The organism is Rhodococcus sp. OS5, assembly GCF_056837585.1.
The window spans coordinates 3,107,514-3,126,703 of the sequence record NZ_CM166368.1 but is presented as its reverse complement, the minus strand read 5'-3'; the positions used below and the strand labels follow the sequence as shown (position 1 = coordinate 3,126,703).

Annotated in this window: 17 protein-coding genes; 8 read left to right on the top strand and 9 right to left on the bottom strand. The window is 63.4% G+C overall.

Going from position 1 to position 19,190, the window contains the following annotated elements; translation table 11 throughout:
• Positions 1 to 322 precede the first annotated feature (322 nt).
• The 7 genes from ACVZUB_RS14795 to ACVZUB_RS14765 all read right to left on the bottom strand — a co-directional run bounded on the left by ACVZUB_RS14795 (position 323) and on the right by ACVZUB_RS14765 (position 6,970).
• Positions 323 to 745: a metal-sulfur cluster assembly factor gene (locus tag ACVZUB_RS14795; RefSeq protein WP_003944963.1), complete on the bottom strand. Its 423-nt coding sequence runs from the start codon at positions 743 to 745 to the stop codon at positions 323 to 325.
• Entirely contained in the window at positions 742 to 1,245 is a 504-nt protein-coding gene (gene sufU / locus ACVZUB_RS14790; RefSeq protein WP_003944894.1) for a Fe-S cluster assembly sulfur transfer protein SufU, read from the bottom strand. Before sufU ends, ACVZUB_RS14795 begins: the two co-directional genes overlap by 4 nt.
• 3 nt (positions 1,246 to 1,248) lie before the next feature.
• The gene (locus tag ACVZUB_RS14785; RefSeq protein WP_003944865.1) at positions 1,249 to 2,514 is read right to left on the bottom strand and encodes a cysteine desulfurase; all 1,266 of its coding nucleotides are present in this window, start codon (positions 2,512 to 2,514) and stop codon (positions 1,249 to 1,251) included.
• Between the two features lie 5 nt (positions 2,515 to 2,519).
• A complete protein-coding gene (sufC, locus tag ACVZUB_RS14780) occupies positions 2,520 to 3,326 on the bottom strand; it encodes a Fe-S cluster assembly ATPase SufC (protein ID WP_003944795.1) in 807 nt (268 codons plus the stop codon).
• A 61-nt stretch (positions 3,327 to 3,387) separates the two neighbouring features.
• Positions 3,388 to 4,608 (bottom strand): Fe-S cluster assembly protein SufD, encoded by a 1,221-nt coding sequence (gene sufD, locus ACVZUB_RS14775; RefSeq protein WP_003945011.1) that lies wholly within the window; start codon positions 4,606 to 4,608, stop codon positions 3,388 to 3,390.
• Positions 4,608 to 6,068 (bottom strand): Fe-S cluster assembly protein SufB, encoded by a 1,461-nt coding sequence (gene sufB, locus ACVZUB_RS14770; protein ID WP_003944799.1) that lies wholly within the window; start codon positions 6,066 to 6,068, stop codon positions 4,608 to 4,610. The genes sufD and sufB overlap by 1 nt, the downstream gene beginning before the upstream one ends.
• A 155-nt stretch (positions 6,069 to 6,223) precedes the next feature.
• Positions 6,224 to 6,970, bottom strand: a complete 747-nt coding sequence (locus tag ACVZUB_RS14765; RefSeq protein WP_275231662.1) for a helix-turn-helix transcriptional regulator — start codon at positions 6,968 to 6,970, stop codon at positions 6,224 to 6,226.
• 130 nt (positions 6,971 to 7,100) lie between these two features.
• On the opposite strand from ACVZUB_RS14765, the gene mptB reads away from it, so the two are divergent.
• The 5 genes from mptB to ACVZUB_RS14740 all read left to right on the top strand — a co-directional run bounded on the left by mptB (position 7,101) and on the right by ACVZUB_RS14740 (position 13,241).
• On the top strand, positions 7,101 to 8,855 hold the full coding sequence (gene mptB / locus ACVZUB_RS14760) for a polyprenol phosphomannose-dependent alpha 1,6 mannosyltransferase MptB (protein WP_003944776.1): 1,755 nt from the start codon (positions 7,101 to 7,103) through the stop codon (positions 8,853 to 8,855).
• Positions 8,852 to 9,793 (top strand): ABC transporter ATP-binding protein, encoded by a 942-nt coding sequence (locus ACVZUB_RS14755; RefSeq protein WP_007727917.1) that lies wholly within the window; start codon positions 8,852 to 8,854, stop codon positions 9,791 to 9,793. The genes mptB and ACVZUB_RS14755 overlap by 4 nt, the downstream gene beginning before the upstream one ends.
• Positions 9,794 to 9,807: 14 nt before the next feature.
• A complete protein-coding gene (locus ACVZUB_RS14750) occupies positions 9,808 to 10,644 on the top strand; it encodes an ABC transporter permease (RefSeq protein ID WP_370852751.1) in 837 nt (278 codons plus the stop codon).
• A 47-nt stretch (positions 10,645 to 10,691) separates the two neighbouring features.
• Positions 10,692 to 12,086 (top strand): hypothetical protein, encoded by a 1,395-nt coding sequence (locus tag ACVZUB_RS14745; protein ID WP_482628534.1) that lies wholly within the window; start codon positions 10,692 to 10,694, stop codon positions 12,084 to 12,086.
• 180 nt (positions 12,087 to 12,266) lie between these two features.
• Complete coding sequence (locus ACVZUB_RS14740) at positions 12,267 to 13,241, top strand: COX15/CtaA family protein (protein ID WP_021332987.1); 975 nt, start codon at positions 12,267 to 12,269, stop codon at positions 13,239 to 13,241.
• A 63-nt stretch (positions 13,242 to 13,304) separates the two neighbouring features.
• On the opposite strand, the gene ACVZUB_RS14735 is transcribed toward ACVZUB_RS14740, so the two are convergent.
• Positions 13,305 to 13,667 carry a hypothetical protein gene (locus ACVZUB_RS14735; RefSeq protein WP_003945032.1) on the bottom strand — a complete coding sequence of 121 codons (363 nt, stop codon included), beginning with the start codon at positions 13,665 to 13,667 and terminating at the stop codon, positions 13,305 to 13,307.
• A gap of 83 nt (positions 13,668 to 13,750) precedes the next feature.
• Here ACVZUB_RS14735 and ACVZUB_RS14730 point away from each other — a divergent pair, with 83 nt between their 5' ends.
• Entirely contained in the window at positions 13,751 to 14,716 is a 966-nt protein-coding gene (locus tag ACVZUB_RS14730) for a quinone oxidoreductase family protein (protein ID WP_007727939.1), read from the top strand.
• Between the two features lie 56 nt (positions 14,717 to 14,772).
• Here ACVZUB_RS14730 and ACVZUB_RS14725 read toward each other — a convergent pair whose 3' ends face one another.
• Positions 14,773 to 15,756 carry a heme o synthase gene (locus tag ACVZUB_RS14725; RefSeq protein WP_003944994.1) on the bottom strand — a complete coding sequence of 328 codons (984 nt, stop codon included), beginning with the start codon at positions 15,754 to 15,756 and terminating at the stop codon, positions 14,773 to 14,775.
• A gap of 201 nt (positions 15,757 to 15,957) precedes the next feature.
• Between ACVZUB_RS14725 and tkt the strand changes: the two genes are divergently transcribed.
• A complete protein-coding gene (gene tkt / locus ACVZUB_RS14720) occupies positions 15,958 to 18,060 on the top strand; it encodes a transketolase (RefSeq protein WP_003944976.1) in 2,103 nt (700 codons plus the stop codon).
• 5 nt (positions 18,061 to 18,065) lie between these two features.
• The gene (tal, locus tag ACVZUB_RS14715) at positions 18,066 to 19,190 is read left to right on the top strand and encodes a transaldolase (protein WP_064114350.1); all 1,125 of its coding nucleotides are present in this window, start codon (positions 18,066 to 18,068) and stop codon (positions 19,188 to 19,190) included.

Here is a 19,190-nt window from a genome sequence, read left to right as displayed (position 1 = left end):
AACTTGATCATGATGCAAACAGGTTTATGCGTCCGCTGGACGCTTCGAACTGATCGGGGCACTTCGAAAATGAGACGAATACTTTGGAAAGCTCGGGTGGAAACTGGCAAATCGCCCGCCGGAGATCACATCGTGACAATCAGCTGCGATGTTACCGATCAGTCAGCTTCCAGCAAATATTCATCAAACAACCATTTGGGACTATTGTCCTGAATATCATGGCTAAAACGGCCCTATATAACAAACCGAAGCGCCGGTACCCGACGAACGGGCACCGACGCTCCGGTGAAATGTATTCAGTTGATCGTGCCGAGGTTGCTTGTCAGACCGTGAAGCCGAGTGCGCGCAGTTGCTCGCGTCCGTCTTCGGTGATCTTGTCCGGTCCCCACGGCGGCAACCACACCCAGTTGATCTTCATGTCGGTACACAGATCGCTACGCACAAGTGCGCCGCGCGCCTGGTCCTCGATCACGTCGGTCAACGGGCACGCCGCCGACGTCAAAGTCATGTCGATCGTGACGACACCGTCGTCTTCGAAGAGTCCGTAGACCAAGCCGAGATCGACGACGTTGATTCCCAGTTCGGGATCGACGACGTCGCGCATCGCTTCTTCGAGTTCGTCGAGTCGCTCAGGCGACGGGACAGTGCCACTGCCCTGTGCGCCACCGAATTCCGCAGTGGAATCGGGATTCGGATTCACCGGAGCGCCGACCTCGGCGTCCTGCACTGGTTGTGTCTCGGTCATGATCCCTGTCCTTCAGTCGTGTCGACCAATTCACTGCTGCTGTCCGCCGTCGTCACAGCACTGCCGTCGACAATCTGGACTACAGCATCCTTGAATGCCATCCATCCGAGCAAGGCGCACTTCACGCGTGCCGGATACTTCGAGACTCCGACGAACGCGATACCGTCGCCGAGAACGTCCTCGTCCCCCTCGACGGTGCCCCGACTGCTCACCATCTCGTTGAACGCCGTCACCGTCTTCAGTGCGTCGGTGACCTGCATCCCGATGACGAGGTCGTTGAGCACCGACGTCGACGCCTGGCTGATCGAACAACCCTGACCGTCGTACGAGACGTCGGAGACCGTTCCGTCCTCGGAGATCTGGACGCGCAACGTCACCTCGTCGCCACACGTCGGGTTGACGTGGTGCACCTCGGCGCCGAACGGCTCACGGAGTCCGCGGCCGTGCGGATGTTTGTAGTGATCGAGGATCACTTCCTGATACATCTGCTCCATGCGCATGATTCAGTTCAACTCCCCTGCGACACCGAAAAATTCCTGCGCACGCTTGATCGCGGCAACGAGAACATCGATTTCCGCGGTGGTGTTGTAGAGCGCAAACGACGCACGGGCCGTCGCAGCGACACCGAACTTACGATGCAGCGGCCACGCACAATGGTGTCCGACGCGAATCGCGACGCCCTCGTCGTCGAGGATCTGTCCGAGGTCGTGGGCGTGAATACCGTCCACGACAAAGGAAATCGCTCCGCCGCGGTTCTCGGACGTCTGCGGTCCGATGATGCGCAGACCTTCGATCGCCGACAACTTTTCGAGAGCAGCCTCCACCAACACGTGCTCGTGCGCGGCGACGGCGTCCATCCCGAAGGTGTTCAGGTAATCCACGGCAGCGCCCAACCCGACCACCTGTGAGGTCATCGGTACGCCGGCTTCGAAACGCTGAGGCGGTGGCGCGTAAGTGCTGACCTCCATGGTGACCGTCTCGATCATCGAGCCACCGGTGATGAACGGAGGCATTGCTGCCAGCAGTTCACGACGGCCGTAGAGAACTCCGACCCCCGAAGGGCCGAGCATCTTGTGACCGGAGAACGCCGCGTAGTCCACTCCCAGTTCGTGGAAGTCGACCGCCATGTGAGGCACCGACTGGCACGCGTCGAGCACGACGAGTGCACCGACGGCGCGTGCTCGTCGCACCAATTCCTCGACGGGCGCGATCGCGCCGGTCACGTTGGACTGGTGGGTGAACGAAACGACCTTCACCGCGTCCGTCAGCTCCAGCGAATCGAGATCGATCCGGCCGTCGTCGGTGACGCCGTACCACTTGAGCGTCGCACCGGTTCGGCGCGCAAGTTCCTGCCAGGGAACGAGGTTGGCGTGGTGTTCGAGTTCGGTGATGACGATTTCGTCGCCAGGACCGACATGGCGGTCGAAGCGATCGTCACCGAGAACGTAGGTCACCAGATTGAGAGCCTCGGTGGCGTTCTTGGTGAACACCAACTCGTCCGAATCCGCACCCACGAAGGAAGCGATGGTGGCGCGAGCATTCTCGTACGCGTCAGTCGCCTCTTCTGCGAGCTGATGAGCACCCCGGTGTACTGCCGCGTTACACGTGGTCAGGAAGTCCCGTTCGGCATCGAGAACCTGGACCGGACGCTGTGAGGTAGCGCCGGAATCCAAGTACACCAAAGGTTTTCCGTCGCGCACGGTTCGCGCCAGGATCGGGAAGTCGGCCCGAACCGCTGTGACGTCGAGCTCGCGCACCGAGGTGGTCATCGTGATTACGCTCCCTGGGTAGCTGCGGTGTCCGCGGTGAAACGAACGTAGCCGTTGGTCTCGAGCTCGTCGGCCAGCTCCGGTCCACCGGACTCGACGATGCGGCCACCGACGAACACGTGAACGAAGTCGGGGTTGATGTAGCGCAGAATGCGCGTGTAGTGCGTGATCAGCAGAACGCCGCCGTTCTCGCGCTCCTTGTAGCGGTTGACGCCTTCGGAGACGGTGCGCAGAGCGTCGACGTCGAGGCCGGAGTCGGTCTCGTCGAGGATCGCGATCTTCGGCTTGAGCATGCCCAACTGCAGGATCTCGTGGCGCTTCTTCTCGCCACCGGAGAAGCCTTCGTTGACCGAGCGCTCGATGAACGAGGGATCGATCTCGAGCTCGCTGAGGGCTTCCTTGACTTCCTTGACCCAGTGGCGCAGCTTGGGAGCCTCGCCTCGCACGGCCGTAGCGGCGGTGCGCAGGAAGTTGGACATGGAAACGCCGGGAACCTCGACGGGGTACTGCATGGCCAGGAAGAGCCCGGCACGCGCACGCTCGTCGACGCTCATTGCGAGGACGTCTTCACCGTTGAGGGTGATGGAGCCGGACGTGACCTGGTACTTGGGGTGACCGGCGATGGCGTACGACAGAGTCGACTTGCCGGAGCCGTTGGGGCCCATGATCGCGTGGGTCTCCCCCGAGCGGACCGTCAGGTCGACGCCCTTGAGGATCTGGATGGGCTCGGCGTTGGCATCGGAGTTGGCGACCTCGACGTGCAGGTCACGAACCTCGAGGACCGAGGTGGTGGTGTTGTCACTGGTAGACATGAAATTCCTTCAAGATGAGGCGGGCGAGCGTAGCGACGGGGTGGTGTCGCAGGCGGGGCGGTCAGGAGCCGACGGCTGCGAGTTCGGCTTCGACTGCGGCTTCGAGGCGATCGCGCACCTCGGGAACAGCGATCTTGTTGATGATTTCGTGGAAGAACCCACGTACGACCAGACGACGAGCCTGATCCTCCGGGATACCACGAGCACGCAGGTAGAACAGCTGCTCGTCGTCGAAACGTCCCGTTGCACTTGCGTGGCCGGCCCCGACGATCTCACCGGTCTCGATTTCGAGGTTCGGAACCGAGTCGGCGCGGGCGCCGTCGGTCAGCACCAGGTTGCGGTTGAGCTCGAACGTGTCGGTGCCCTCCGCTGCGGCGCGGATGAGAACGTCGCCGATCCACACGGTGTGCGCGTCGGGCTTGCCGGATCCGGGATCTCCCTGAAGCGCACCCTTGTAGACCACGTTGGACTTGCAGTTGGGCTGCGAATGATCCACCAGCAGACGCTGTTCCAGATGCTGGCCGGCGTCGGCGAAGTACAGGCCGAGCAGTTCGGCGTCGCCGCCCGGTCCGTCGTACTTGACGGTGGCGGACAGGCGAACCAGGTCGCCGCCCAGGCTGATCGAGGTGTATCGAAGCACTGCGTCGCGGTTCAGGCGAGCGTGGTGTGACGTCACGTGAACTGCGTCGTCCGCCCAGTCCTGGATGGCCACCACGGTCAGCTGCGAACTGTCACCGAGAACGAATTCGATGTTCTCCGCGAAGGTTCCGCTGCCGCGCTGGTCGATCACGAACGTCGCCTTGGCGAACTGAGCCAGACGAATCTGGGTGTGTCCGTAGGCGACGTTGTCGACTCCGGGGCCGGTCATGGTGACCACAACGGGCTTCTCGACCTCGACCTCGGCACCAACCGAGATGACCGTTGCCGTCTCGAAGCTCGAATACGCCTGCGCTGCAATGCGATCAGCGGGAACGCCGGCTTTGCCCAGACGTGCGTCGTCACGCCCGACGGTCTCGACGGTGATGTCGCTTCCGCCGTCGACCTCGACGGTGACCTGTCCGTTGGCGACGGCGCTGCCGTCGTGCAATCCCCGGAGGCGACGCAGCGGGGTGAACCGCCAGATCTCGTCACGTCCGCCGGGAACCTCGAAAGCATTGACGTCGAACGAGGAGAACTGCTCACCCTTGTTCGTGATGGGTGAGCCTGTGGCTGCACCCTTTACAGGAGCGGTCGGGTTCTCCCCGGCAACAGCTCCGATGACTCCGGTCTCTGGCGTGGTCACTAACCCACAGCCCCTTCCATCTGAAGTTCGATAAGGCGGTTGAGCTCGAGCGCGTACTCCATCGGGAGTTCCTTCGCGATGGGCTCGACGAATCCACGCACGATGGTGGCCATCGCCTCGTCCTCGGTCAGTCCGCGGCTCATCAGGTAGAAGAGCTGATCGTCACTGACCTTCGAAACGGTGGCCTCGTGACCCATGGTGACGTCGTCCTCGCGGATGTCGACGTACGGGTAGGTGTCGCTTCGGCTGATCTGGTCGACCAGCAGAGCGTCACACTTGACGGTCGACTTGGAGCCGTGGGCACCCTTGTTGACCTGCACCAGACCGCGGTACGACGCACGTCCACCACCACGGGCGACAGACTTGCTGATGATGGTCGAGGACGTGTGCGGCGCGAGGTGGAGCATCTTGGCGCCGGTGTCCTGGTGCTGGCCCTCGCCGGAGAACGCAACGGAGAGAACCTCACCGCGGGCGTACTCGCCCATCAGCCACACGGCCGGGTACTTCATGGTGACCTTGGAGCCGATGTTGCCGTCGACCCACTCCATGGATCCGCCGGCCTCGACCTTGGTGCGCTTGGTCACCAGGTTGTAGACGTTGTTGGACCAGTTCTGGATGGTCGTGTAGCGGCAGTGGCCGCCCTTCTTCACGATGATCTCGACGACGGCCGAGTGCAGTGAATCGGACTTGTAGATCGGCGCGGTGCAACCCTCGACATAGTGCACGGAGGCATCTTCGTCGACGATGATCAGGGTGCGCTCGAACTGACCCATGTTCTCGGTGTTGATGCGGAAGTACGCCTGCAACGGGATGTCCACGTGGACTCCCGGCGGAACGTAGATGAACGAGCCACCGGACCACACGGCGGTGTTCAGCGCGGAGAACTTGTTGTCGCCGGCCGGGATGACCGATCCGAAGTACTCCTTGAACAGCTCCGGGTGCTGCTTGAGACCGGTGTCCGTGTCGAGGAAGATGACGCCCTGCTCCTCGAGGTCCTCACGGATCGAGTGGTAGACGACCTCGGACTCGTACTGAGCTGCGACGCCGGCAACGAGGCGCTGCTTCTCCGCCTCGGGGATGCCGAGCTTGTCGTACGTGTTCTTGATGTCCTCGGGCAGGTCTTCCCACGACTCGGCCTGCTTCTCGCTGGACCGGACGAAGTACTTGATGTTGTCGAAGTGAATACCTTCGAGGTCGCTGCCCCAGTTCGGCATCGGCTTCTTGTCGAAGGTGCGCAGCGCCTTGAGGCGGATGTCGAGCATCCACTCGGGCTCGCTCTTCTTGGCGGAGATGTCCCGCACGACAGCCTCGGACAACCCGCGCTGCGCGCTGGCTCCGGCTTCGTCGGAATCGGACCAGCCGTAGCCGTAATGACCGAGGGACGCGATGGTCTCTTCCTGCGTGAGCGGCTCGGTGCCTGCTGCCGCAGTGGTAGTCGCCTGGTCTGATGTGACGGTCATGCGAGCTCCTTCCGGAGTCTTGTTTCTTGACGGCTGCTCGGGTTCAGCGAGGGCTGGTCGCTGTGGTCGAGCAGTTCTGACTTTGAAGAACTAGCTGAAAAATCTCTATTCGAACGCTGCACGGTGGCAACGCTCTGTAGAACACTCTGGTCCGGTCATCTACTCCCGGTGGACACGAGGGGCACGTGCGTCGTGCAGGCGCAGTCACCGTTGGCGATGGTCGCCAGACGCTGAACATGAGTCCCGAGCAATTGCCGGAATGCTTGCTGCTCTGCCTCGCACAGTTCCGGAAACTCTTCTGCCACATGGGAAACCGGGCAATGGTGTTGGCAGATCTGCACGCCGTTGCCGACCGGCCGGGTCGACGCTGCGAACCCCACCGCGTTGAAGGCTTCGGCGATTGCGTCCGCTGTCGCCTCGACGTTGTCGACATCTGTCGGATCAGCCGGTTCGACGTCGCCGACGATCGCCTGAACCCGACGCTTGGCGAACTCCTCGATTGCCGCGTCTCCGCCGATTTCACGGAGTTGCCGCATCGCGGCTCCCGCCAGATCGTCGTAGGTGTGGCCGAGGCGGCCGCGGCCGGTCGCGGTGATCTGGAACTGCTTGGCGGGACGACCTCGTCCGCGCTGACGCAGCGACGCCGCCGAAGCGGTACGGGCTTCGCCGGACTCGATCAACGCATCCAAGTGACGTCGGACACCTGCGGCACTCAAACCGAGGCGCGTGCCGATTTCGGAGGCGGTAATGGGGCCTTCTTCGAGTAGCAGCTTGACCACTGCCGCCCGCGTCTGACCTTCGACGCTCACTGTCACCGGATTTGCGGCAGCACTCGGCGAGGCCGCTACAGTGGGCTGACCTGCAACTTCCTTGCTTCGTGGGTCTGACGCATTTCTTTTCACAACACAAGTGTGACGGAATTCTTTTCGCAGGTCTACTAAGGGCAACCTGCATTACATTCGGGAATATCCGGACAACGTACGTTGTTTGTGCTTGTCTGTCCGGCTGGATGGAGCCGCTACGCTGCCTGGTGTGCCGCAGACCCCCGAGAAGACGACGACCGCCCGATCGGCGCGCGCGATCCTGCTGGAAAAACCCAAGGCACTCGCGCTTTCCACAATCGGCGTTCGACCTTTCGGATCCGCTCCCCGGCAGAGTATGGCCGCGGTGCTGCACGGCGACGAGGACGAGCGCCCGGGCCTGAACGCGAAGGAAACCGCACAACTGCGAGGGATTCGCCGATTCGGCGCAACCGGCGCGGTCTTGATGGCAGTCGGAGCGCTCGGCGCCGGCGCACAACCCGTCCTGCAGAATCCGACCGCAGGACTTCGAGTCCTCAGCCTTCCCGGACGTATGCCGACGGTCTCACTCACCATGACGATGACCGGAACCGTGCTCGTCGTTCTGGCCTGGCTGATGATGGGCCGATTTGCAGTCGGGGACATACGCAGCCGTTCCGGCGCACCGCGGCGCATGACCCGTTCCCAGTTGGACCGCACACTCCTGCTGTGGATCCTGCCGCTCTCGGTCGCACCGCCGATGTTCAGCCGCGACGTCTACTCGTATCTGGCTCAAAGCGAAATCGCGGCCCGTGGACTCGATCCGTACGCCATCGGCCCCAAGGCGGCACTGGGCGTCGACCACGTTCTCACCCGCACGGTTCCGACGATCTGGCGCGACACCCCGGCTCCGTACGGTCCGTTCTTCCTGTGGCTGGGACGCGGGATCAGCTCACTGACCGGCGACAACATCGTGGCCGGAATCTTCTTGCACCGCTTGCTCGCATTGGCCGGCGTCGCGCTCATCGTGTGGGCGATACCGCGACTGGCCAAGCGATGCGGTGTCTCTGCCGTCAGTTCGCTCTGGCTCGGTGCCGCGAACCCGCTGTTGCTCTTCCACTTGGTGGCCGGCATCCACAACGAAGCACTCATGCTCGGGTTGATGCTCGCCGGAATCGAGATCGCTCTTCGCGCAGTCGAAGGGTCCGGGCCCATCCGTGGGCGAGCGCTGTTCTATCTCGTTGCGGGATCAGGTTTGATCGCATTGTCGTCGACCGTCAAAATTCCGTCCTTGCTTGCACTGGGATTTGTCGGCATGGCCTTGGCCCGGCGTTGGGGTGGAACCTGGAAAGCCCTGGCGGGAGCCGCGATTCTCCTGGGCATCGTTGCCGCTGTCGTCACGTTTGTCATCAGCGTGGCCAGTGGGCTCGGTATGGGTTGGATCAACACCCTCGACACCGCCACGGCAGTCCGGAGTTGGATGTCCATCCCGACGCTCCTGGGCGTCGGCACGGGATTGGCAGGCGTACTGCTCGGACTCGGCGATCACACGACGGCGATCCTCACGATCACGCGGCCCATCGCAACTCTCGTCGCCATGCTCGTCACCGCACGGATGATGATCTCGGTCTACATGGGCCGCATCCATCCGGTCGGCGGACTCGGCATCGCGCTCGGCGCGATCGTTCTCCTGTTCCCCGTCGTTCAGCCGTGGTACCTGCTGTGGGCGATCCTTCCGTTGGCGGCGTGGGCCACCGCGCCGATTTTCCGCATCCCTGCCGTCGTCTTCACCTCGATCGTCAGCGTCATGTTGATGTCCAACGGCGCCGAATACCTTCCGTTCATGATCGTGCAGGCCGTCATCGCGACCATCCTCACCGCCGGAACGCTCATCGTCTTCACCCGCAATTCACTCCCCTGGCGTAGCGACAAGCCAGTAGCGGAGATCACGAAAGGCGGACCGGTAGACGAAGACAACTCGGCGGGGGCTTACGCTGATTCCCCGTGACCTCGAGAGCCTCCAGATCGTCGACGCCGGCGGTACAGATCCAGGGTGTCGTCAAGTCCTTCGACGGTGTTCGAGCCGTCGACGGTATCGATCTCACTGTCGAGACGGCCCAGGTCGTTGCCCTGCTCGGCCCCAACGGAGCCGGCAAGACAACCACCGTCGAGATGTGCGAAGGGTTTGTCACCCCCGATGCCGGCACGGTTCGAGTGCTCGGTCTCGACCCCATCGCCGACTCCGGTGAAGTCCGCTCGCGAATCGGCGTCATGCTGCAGGGCGGCGGCGCGTACCCCGGGTCCAAGGCCGGGGAAATGCTCGACCTCGTGGCCGCATACTCGGCCGACCCGCTCGATCCCGCCTGGCTCCTTTCCAAACTCGGCCTCACCGATGCGCGCAAGACCCCGTACCGCCGCCTCTCCGGAGGCCAGCAGCAACGACTGTCCCTGGCGTGCGCGCTGGTCGGGCGTCCCGAGTTGGTATTTCTGGACGAACCCACCGCCGGCCTCGACGCTCAGGCGCGCCTGCTCGTGTGGGAACTCATCGATGCTCTGCGACGCGACGGCGTGAGCGTCCTGCTCACCACACACCTCATGGACGAGGCCGAAGCGCTCGCCGACGAACTGGTCATCATCGACCACGGCAAGATCGTCGCGTCGGGAACGCCGGCGGAGGTCACCAGCAAGGGCGCCGAAGGACAACTCCGTCTGACGACGGTTCCCGGTTTGAGCCTCGATTCGCTGGCCGGTTCACTCGCCGGGTTCCGCATCGAGGAATCCAACCCCGGCACCTATGTCGTCGAAGGTGCAATCGATCCGGCAACCGTGGCGACTGTCGCAACGTGGTGTGCCGATCAGGACGTGCTGATCAACGACATTCGCGTCGATCAACGGAGTCTGGAAGACGTCTTCCTCGAATTGACGGGCCGGGAACTGAGGGGATGACGGAGATCAAGGTCATGAACGAAACAGCGTCGAACGGCCAGAGCAGTCCCATCAGCGTTGCCAGAGACCGACGGCTCGCCGAGAACCGCTTCGAGCCACGCACCTTCTCGCCGGATCCCCGCCCCAATTCGGCGGCCAAGATGCTGGCGGCGCAGACCAAACTGGAGCTGACTCTTCTGCTCCGCAACGGTGAGCAATTGCTGCTCACCATGTTCATCCCGATCACCCTGCTCATCGGACTGTGTCTACTCCCGATCGGCGATTTGGGCGATTCTCGGGTCGATACCGTGCTCCCTGGTGTCATGATGGTTGCCGTGATGTCGACGGCGTTCACCGGACAGGCCATCGCCGTCGGATTCGACCGCCGATACGGCGCGCTCAAGCGACTCGGTGCAACGCCGCTACCGCGGTGGGGAATCATCGCAGGCAAGAGCGCTGCCGTCATCATCGTCGTGGCTCTGCAGTCACTCTTGCTCGGCGCTATCGGTTTGGCGTTGGGATGGCGTCCGTCGTTCGTCGAACTTGTACTCGGTGCAGTGGTCATTGCCATCGGTACTGTCACATTTGCAGCGCTTGGCCTACTGCTCGGCGGTACTTTGCGAGCAGAGATCGTTCTCGCGCTCGCCAACATCCTGTGGTTCATCATGGTGGGCATCGGCAGTGTGGTCTTCGCCAGCGGCGAACTTCCGACCGCTGTTCACACGCTGGTCCGCATTGTTCCGTCCGGCGCTCTCGCACACGCACTCGAAGCGGCCCTCGACACCTCGATGGACTGGTTTTCGATTCTCGTACTACTCATCTGGGCCGCAGTGGCCGGAGTCTGCGCAGCAAGGTGGTTCAAGTTCACGTGAGTACACGACGGACAGCTCAGATCGTCGGCTGTGTGGCCGCAACAGTCATGTTGTGTGCCGGACCCGCAACGGCGACCCCTTCGGTGTCCGGTCCACTCGCACCTGCAAATCCGTACCTCGGTCCCGTCGGTACTTCCACCATGCACGGTGACGCGGGCTCGTCCGACGTCACTCCGCTGCCCGGTCCAGGAACCGGCCCCCACGAGGTGACTGCTTTCCCGATGATGGCCGCCTGCCCGACGGTCCTCCAGGGTTCCGACGGCATGGTCGTCTCGCTCTGCACGACGATGATCGGCCAGATCCCGACCATCCATTTGATCGATCCGAAGGCCGACGCCATGCCGTTGGGTAGATCCGTAGCACAACTGCCGCTCGCGAAGGGCAGTCTGCTCGGCGGCGTCTACGCCTACCTCGACAACGAGAACCGTCTCGTAGCCGTCGACGGAAACCGTCAACTGGTCCGCATTTCCCATGCGCAGAATCCGGACGGCAGTTGGCGGCTGGAACTCGCGGATGTAGTCGATCTCAGTGGTGCGGTAGCCGCCGACGACAACGTCACCGGCCTCGCTCCGGACTGGGAAGGCAATGTCTGGTTCGCCACCGGGCACGGCACCGTCGGGTATGTCGGCGCGGATCGAATCGCGCACAGCATTGCGCTCCCCGAAGGTGAACAGGTGCAGAACAGCATCTCCACCTCCCCGACGGGCACTGCCGTCGCAACGACCCACGCGCTCTACCAACTGAAGCGAAATGGCGACGAGGTCGTCATCGACTGGCGTCAGCCGTACGACCGCGGGCCGGCCCGTAATTCGGGTCAGCTCAGCTGGGGAACCGGATCGACGCCGACATACTTCGGCCCGTCGACGGGCAGCGATTTCTTGACCATCGTCGACAACGCCCACCCGACAGTGAGCTTGCATGTCTATCGCGCTGACACGGGCGCCGAGGTGTGCACGCAGCCGGTGTTGTCCGCTGCCAGCCAGGACGGCTCACCGAGCGGCAGCGAGAACTCCCCCGTCGGCATCGGTCATTCCGTCTACGTCGCCGGCACTTACGGATACCCGTACCCCACGACTCCTGAAGGTGCCGGTCCAGCGGTCCCCGCCACGGCACCCTTCAACGGCGGAATGACCCGCGTCGACATCGATCCGGTCGGTTGCCATGTCGTGTGGGACAACACGATTCGCAGCTCCGCGGTACCCCACCTCTCGACGGCTGACGGCTCGATCTACACCGTGACACGAGACGGTGCTCCGAACACCTCTCCGCTGGACGGTTACTCCTTCGCGGTGATCGACTCGAAGGACGGGTCGCAGATCGGTTCGACTCCGCTGCCGTCGACGATCCTCAACGACACCCTTCAGATGTCTGCACTCATCACCGAGTCGGGCGAGTACTTCCAGGGAACGATCTCGGGAATCGTGCGAGTTCGCGCGAACTGACGCGAGCTGGCCCCACGGCTGCGCAGTTCTGGTCTCGTCGAGTCGGGGCAGGCGCGGAGCGAGGGGGCCCAACGACGCGGGGCAGGCGCGGAGCGAGCTGGCCCCAACGACGCGGGGCAGGCGCGGAGCGAGCTGGCCCCAACGACACTGTGTAGTTGATGGGGAACTACGATCGTTGGCGTGGTGAATCGTGTGTATGCCGGATTTTTACGCTTGGTGGATCGACTACCTCTCCCCTCGCTGAAAACGCAGAAAATCATCGCGTTCATCGTGATCCTGACGCAGGGCGGCATCGCTGTCACCGGCGCGGTGGTGCGCGTGACGGACTCGGGACTCGGTTGCCCGACGTGGCCGCAGTGCTTCCCCGGTAGCTTCGTCCCGGTCGGCCACGGACAGGTCGCGGTGATTCACCAAGCCGTCGAGTTCGGCAACCGCCTGCTGACCTTCCTGGTCGTCATCGTCGCCGCTGCGATCGTGCTTGCGGTGACTCGCGCTCGCCGACGCAAAGAGGTGCTTGTCTACGCCTGGATGATGCCGCTCGGCACTGTCGTTCAGGCAGTGATCGGCGGTATCACCGTCCTCACAGGCTTGCTGTGGTGGACGGTCGCCATTCACCTGGTTGCGTCGATGCTGATGGTCTGGGTTGCCACGGTGATGTACGCGAAGATCGCGGAACCCGACGAAGCAACAACTCTGGTCGTGATGCCGAAGCCGTTGCGCTGGCTTACCGCGCTGTCAGGTGTCGCGCTCGCCGGCGTTTTGGTCGCTGGAACTCTCGTAACGGGCGCAGGCCCGCACGCCGGCGACAAGGGACTGGACCGGACGGTGCCTCGCCTGGAGATCGAGATCGTGACGCTCGTCCATCTGCACTCACAGCTTCTGGTCGGATATCTCGCGCTGGTCGTGGGTCTGACCTTCGGCCTGTATGCGGTCGGGACATCCGCAGCCGTGAAGATCCGTCTGAAGGTCCTGCTGGGACTGATCCTCGCGCAGTCGCTCATCGGTGTCGTGCAGTACTTCACCGATGTGCCGGAAGTTCTGGTGATCATGCACGTCGCCGGTGCAGGACTGTGCACGGCTGCGACCGCAGCAGTTTGGGCTGCGGGTAAGACCCGCCAGTACACGCCGACCAATTCGCCGATACCAGCTGTCTGACGCTTCAAGACACGTGTGGGGCGTAGGAACACCAAAAGGTGTTCCTACGCCCCACACGTCATTTCAGGATTCGTTGCGAGCTTTCGGGAACCGAGTCTGGTTGGCGACCCAACCGGCCATCTTCTTGAAATGACCTTCCTGCGGGGTGACGATGCTCGTCAGTTCGCGCTCCCACTCGGCAACGGTGACGTTGTCGAAGGACGCAACGACGGCATTGGCCGTGGCGAGGTCCTCGACGACCTGATCACCGAGGATGCCGTCGGCACCTACGAGGGTGATGCGAACGCCGGCCAGGCCGACCGGCTGGATGACGGCGCTGGCGGAGCCGCCGTGCTCGGCGACGAACTTGGTGATGGCGTTCACCGTGGACTTCGGCAGTTCCGGCGCGGACGGGGTGGCGTCCGACTTCTCGGTATCGGTGCTCATGACTCGACAATACTGGTCGGTAGCCCGGAAGCGACACCAGGCATGGACTGAGCGTCGGCCGCCTCGGGTGTAGAACAGAAACCATGCGAGCCATCTACGTGACCGAGACCGGCGGACCAGAGGTTCTGACTCTGACCGAACAACCCGAACCGACACCCGGCCCAGGCGATCTACTCGTCAAGACCGAAGCGATCGGCATCAATTTCATCGACACGTACTTCCGAATGGGCCAGTACAAGCGTCCGCTCCCCTACATTCCCGGCGACGAGGGCAGCGGTGTCGTCGAAGCTGTCGGCTCCGAGGTCAACGAATTCTCCGTGGGCGACCGGGTCGCGTGGGCCGCTGCCACTGGCAGCTATGCCGAGAAGGTGGCTGTTCCCGCCGCAGTCGCAGTGAAAGTGCCTGACGGTGTCCCGGCATCGGCCGCAGCGTCGGCGCTCCTGCAGGGGATGACAGCGCACTACCTCGCGAAGTCGACGTATCCGATCCAGAGCGGCGACACCGTGCTCGTGCACGCAGGCGCGGGCGGCGTCGGGTTGATCCTGACGCAGATGGCCGTCAGCCTCGGGGCGAAGGTCATCACGACTGTGTCATCGGATGCAAAGGAAGGACTCTCGCGCGGCGCCGGTGCCTCGGAGGTTCTGCGGTACGACGAGGACATCGCAGCGCGAGTCCGGGAGTTGACCGGCGGCGAAGGAGTAGCGGCGGCATACGACGGCGTCGGCGCGACAACTTTTGATTCGAGCTTGGCTTCCGTGCGCATCCGCGGCACGGTCGCTTTGTTCGGTGCGGCCAGTGGACCGGTTCCGCCTGTCGATCCGCAGCGGCTCAATTCGTCGGGTTCGCTGTTCCTGACGCGTCCGACGCTCGCGCATCACATTCGCACTCGAGAGGAACTGACCTGGCGTGCCGGCGATGTCTTCGACGCCATTGCGGCCGGGAAGCTCGATATTCGTGTCGGCGCCGATTATCCCCTCGCCGACGCGGCAACAGCCCATCGGGATCTGGAAGGTAGAGCAACGACCGGGTCGATCGTTCTGATCCCCTAGCGAAGTGCTGTGCGCCTTTATTAACCGCCCGCGGTTAGTAAAGGCGCACAGCAGAATCAGCTGAGCATGTCGCTGATCGTCTGGAGTCCGAGCACCGAGTCGACAGCGAGGCCGACGAAGACGATCGCAAGATAGTTGTTGGACTGCAGGAACAGGCGCAGCGGCTTGACCTGAGCACCACCGCGAACGCTGCGGTACAGCTGATGTGCCATGAGCAGGAACCACGCACCGGCAACGATGGTGATGGCGGCGTAGATGACTCCCGATGCGGGCACGAGGACAAGCGTCGTGACGACCATTGCCCAGCTGTAGAACAGAATCTGCTTGGTGACGTGCTCTTCGGTGGCGATCACCGGAAGCATGGGAACACCGGCAGCTTTGTAGTCCTCTTTGTATCGCATCGCCAGCGCCCAGGTGTGCGGCGGCGTCCAGAAGAAGATGATCAGGAACAGCACGACGGGCTGCCAGCTCAGCGAACCGGTGACAGCGGCCCAGCCCACGAGGACGGGCATACATCCGGCTGCGCCACCCCAGATGACGTTCTGCCAGGTACGACGCTTGAGAACCATCGTGTAGATGAGGACGTAGAACGCGATCGTGATCACGACGAGGATGCCGGCCAAGAGGTTGGCTCGCCACCACAGCCACAGGAACGACGCGAGTCCGAGAAGGAGCCCGAAGACGAGCGCGTTGCGCGTCGGCACCGCCTCGCGGGCCAGCGGACGCTTCGCCGTGCGCTTCATGACCTTGTCGATGTCGGCGTCGACGACGCAGTTGAGCGAGTTCGCACTCGCCGCGCCCATCCAGCCACCGAAGAGGGTGCTGAGGATCAGAACGATGTCGACTGTTCCGCGATCGGCCAGCAGCATTGCCGGAATGGTTGCCACCAACAGCAATTCGATCACTCGCGGCTTCGTGAGCGCGATATAAGCCAGAACCTTGCCCGTTGCGCGACCCCACACCGTATCGGTATTGGTCGCCCGCGGGGCGGCACCTGGGCTGCCGAAGCCATGTCCGCTCGGCTGTTGCCCTGTCCGCACGTTCTCTCCTTGCACCACGCGTTACCGCACTAACTCTTCACGACACACTGCTGACACTGTTCTCTACTACGAACGATGGTAGACCGCAGCCATTGAGGAACCGAATCGACCCGGACAGCCAGGACCATTAGGCTGGGTTACGCAGTGGAGGGACACCCCACCCTCGCAATCCACGTACACCATGTCAGGAGACATCTGCCAGTGTCGATCACAGACGAGATCCACGTCCTCACGCAACCCGTCCACCCCTCGGACTGGACCGACCTGGACACCAAGGCTGTCGATACCGCCCGCGTGCTCGCCGCCGACGCGGTTCAGAAGGTCGGCAACGGCCATCCCGGAACTGCAATGAGCTTGGCGCCGTTGGCATACACCCTCTTCCAGCGCGTCATGCGCCACGATCCTTCGGATGCAGAATGGGTCGGCCGTGACCGCTTCGTTCTCTCCTGTGGCCATTCATCCTTGACGCTGTACACCCAGCTCTACCTGTCGGGCTACGGCCTCGAGCTCGCTGACCTCGAAGCTCTCCGGACGTGGGGCGCACTGACCCCCGGCCACCCCGAGGTCGGCCACACCGTCGGCGTCGAGATGACCACCGGTCCGCTGGGCCAGGGCCTTGCGTCCGCAGTCGGTATGGCGATGGCCGCGCGTCGTGAGCGTGGGCTGTTCGATCCGGAGACCCCGGTCGGCTCCTCCCCCTTCGACCATCACATCTACGTGATCGCGTCCGACGGTGACATCGAAGAAGGCGTCACGTCCGAGGCCTCGTCCCTCGCCGGTGTCCAGGAACTGGGCAACCTCATCGTCTTCTACGACGACAACAAGATCTCCATCGAGCACGACACCACCATCGCTCTCGGCGAAGACGTCGGAAAGCGATACGAGGCGTACGGCTGGCACGTTCAGCACGTCGAAGGTGGCGAGAACGTCTCCGGCATCCTCGACGCGGTTGCCGCGGCCAAGGCCGTCGTCGATCGTCCGTCCATCATCTTGCTCCGCACCATCATCGGTTTCCCGGCTCCGAAGAAGATGAACACCGGCGACGTCCACGGCTCCGCTCTCGGTGCCGACGAAGTTGCAGCGGTCAAGGAAGCCCTCGGCTTCGATCCGGCCAAGTCCTTCGACGTCGACGCCGACGCTCTGGCTCACGCCCGTGAGGTCGTCTCCCGCGGCGCCGACGCACGCAAGGCATGGCAGGTCGAGTTCGACGCGTGGGCTGCACGTGAGACCGAGCGCAAGGAACTCTTCGACCGCCTGTTCGCCGGTGAGTTCCCCGCCGGCTGGGCCGACGCTCTCCCGACCTACGAGGCCGACGCCAAGGGCGTTGCGACTCGCAAGGCCTCCGGTTCGGCACTCAACGCGCTCGGACCGATCCTGCCCGAGCTGTGGGGCGGCTCCGCCGACCTCGCCGGCAGCAACAACACCACCATCAAGGGCGCAGATTCGTTCGGCCCGTTCTCCATCTCCACCAACGACTGGAATGCGCAGCCTTACGGCCGCACGCTCCACTTCGGCATCCGCGAGCACGCGATGGGCTCGATCCTCAACGGCATCGCGCTTCACGGACCCACCCGCCCGTACGGCGGAACCTTCATGGTCTTCTCCGACTACATGCGTCCGGCGGTTCGCCTGGCCGCACTGATGAAGACTGCCGTCACCTACGTCTGGACCCACGACTCCATCGGTCTCGGCGAAGACGGCCCGACCCACCAGCCGGTCGAGCACCTCGCTGCTCTTCGTGCGATCCCGAACCTCGCCGTCGTCCGCCCGGGTGACGCCAACGAGACCTCGTTCGCATGGCAGGCAGCACTCGAGAACAAGACGGGCCCGACGGCTCTGGCACTCACTCGCCAGGACATCCCGGTTCTCGAAGGCACCAAGGAGAAGGCTGCCGAGGGTGTCAAGCGCGGCGCTTACGTCCTCGTCGACGCAGCCAACGGTTCGCCCGAGGTCATCTTGCTGGCGACCGGTTCCGAACTGCATCTGGCCACCGAGGCTCGCGAAACCCTCGAAGCTCAGGGCGTCGCAACCCGCGTCGTTTCCGTGCCGTGCCTCGATTGGTTCCTCGAGCAGGATCAGGCGTACCGCGACGAGGTCATTCCGCCCGCCGTGCGCGCGCGTGTGTCCGTCGAAGCCGGCATCGCGATGCCGTGGTGGCGCATCCTCGGCGACGCCGGTCAGGCCGTCTCGCTCGAGCACTACGGCGCTTCCGCCGATTACAAGACCTTGTTCCGGGAGTTCGGCATCACTGCCGACGCGACTGTCGAAGCCGCGCAGCGCTCCCTCGCAGCTGTGAAGGGATGATCTCGATGACACAGAACGTGAATACCGAAAAGCTCTCCGCTGCAGGCGTTTCCATCTGGCTCGACGACCTCTCGCGGGATCGCATCCAGTCCGGCAACCTGCAGAACCTCATCGACACGAAGTCGATCGTGGGTGTCACGACCAACCCGTCGATCTTCCAGGCGGCACTGTCCAAGGGATCGGCGTACGACGCTCAGGTCCGTGAGCTCGCACAGCGCGGCGCCGATGTCGACGCCACCATCACCGCGGTGACCACCGACGACGTGCGTGCTGCGTGCGACATCCTGGCTCCGCAGTTCGAGGCGTCGAACGGCGTCGACGGCCGCGTGTCCATCGAAGTCGATCCTCGCCTGGCACACGACACCGACGCCACCGTCGCGCAGGCGATCGAGCTGCACAAGATCGTCGATCGTCCGAACGTCCTGATCAAGATCCCCGCGACGCTGGCAGGCATTCCCGCCATCGCCAAGGTGATCGGTGAGGGCATCAGCGTCAACGTCACCTTGATCTTCTCGGTCGAGCGCTACGAGGCAGTCATGGGCGCATACCTGGAAGGTCTGGACACCGCCAAGGCTGCCGGCCGCGACATCTCGTCCATCGAGTCGGTCGCCTCGTTCTTCGTCTCCCGCGTGGATTCCGAGATCGACAACCGCCTCACGGCAATCGGCACGCCGGAAGCCCTCGAGCTTCGTGGCAAGGCTGCACTCGCAAACGCGCGTCTGGCGTACAACGCGTACCAGCAGATCTTCGAGGTGCAGCCGCGCTTCCAGGCTCTTCTGTCCGACGGCGCCAAGGCTCAGCGTCCGCTGTGGGCGTCGACCGGCGTGAAGAACCCGGATTACCCCGACACTCTCTACGTCACCGAGTTGGTTGCGCCGAACACGGTCAACACCATGCCGGAGAAGACGCTCGACGCTCTCGCCGACCACGGCGAGATCACCGGCGACACGATCTCGGGCACCGCTCAGGAGTCACAGGCGGTCTTCGATCAGCTCGCTGCAGTCGGCATCGATCTTGCGGACGTGTTCAAGGTCCTCGAGACAGAGGGCGTCGACAAGTTCGAGGTGTCCTGGAACGAGTTGCTCGACGCAACCGCCGAGCAGCTCCGCGCAGCAACCCAGAAGAGCTGA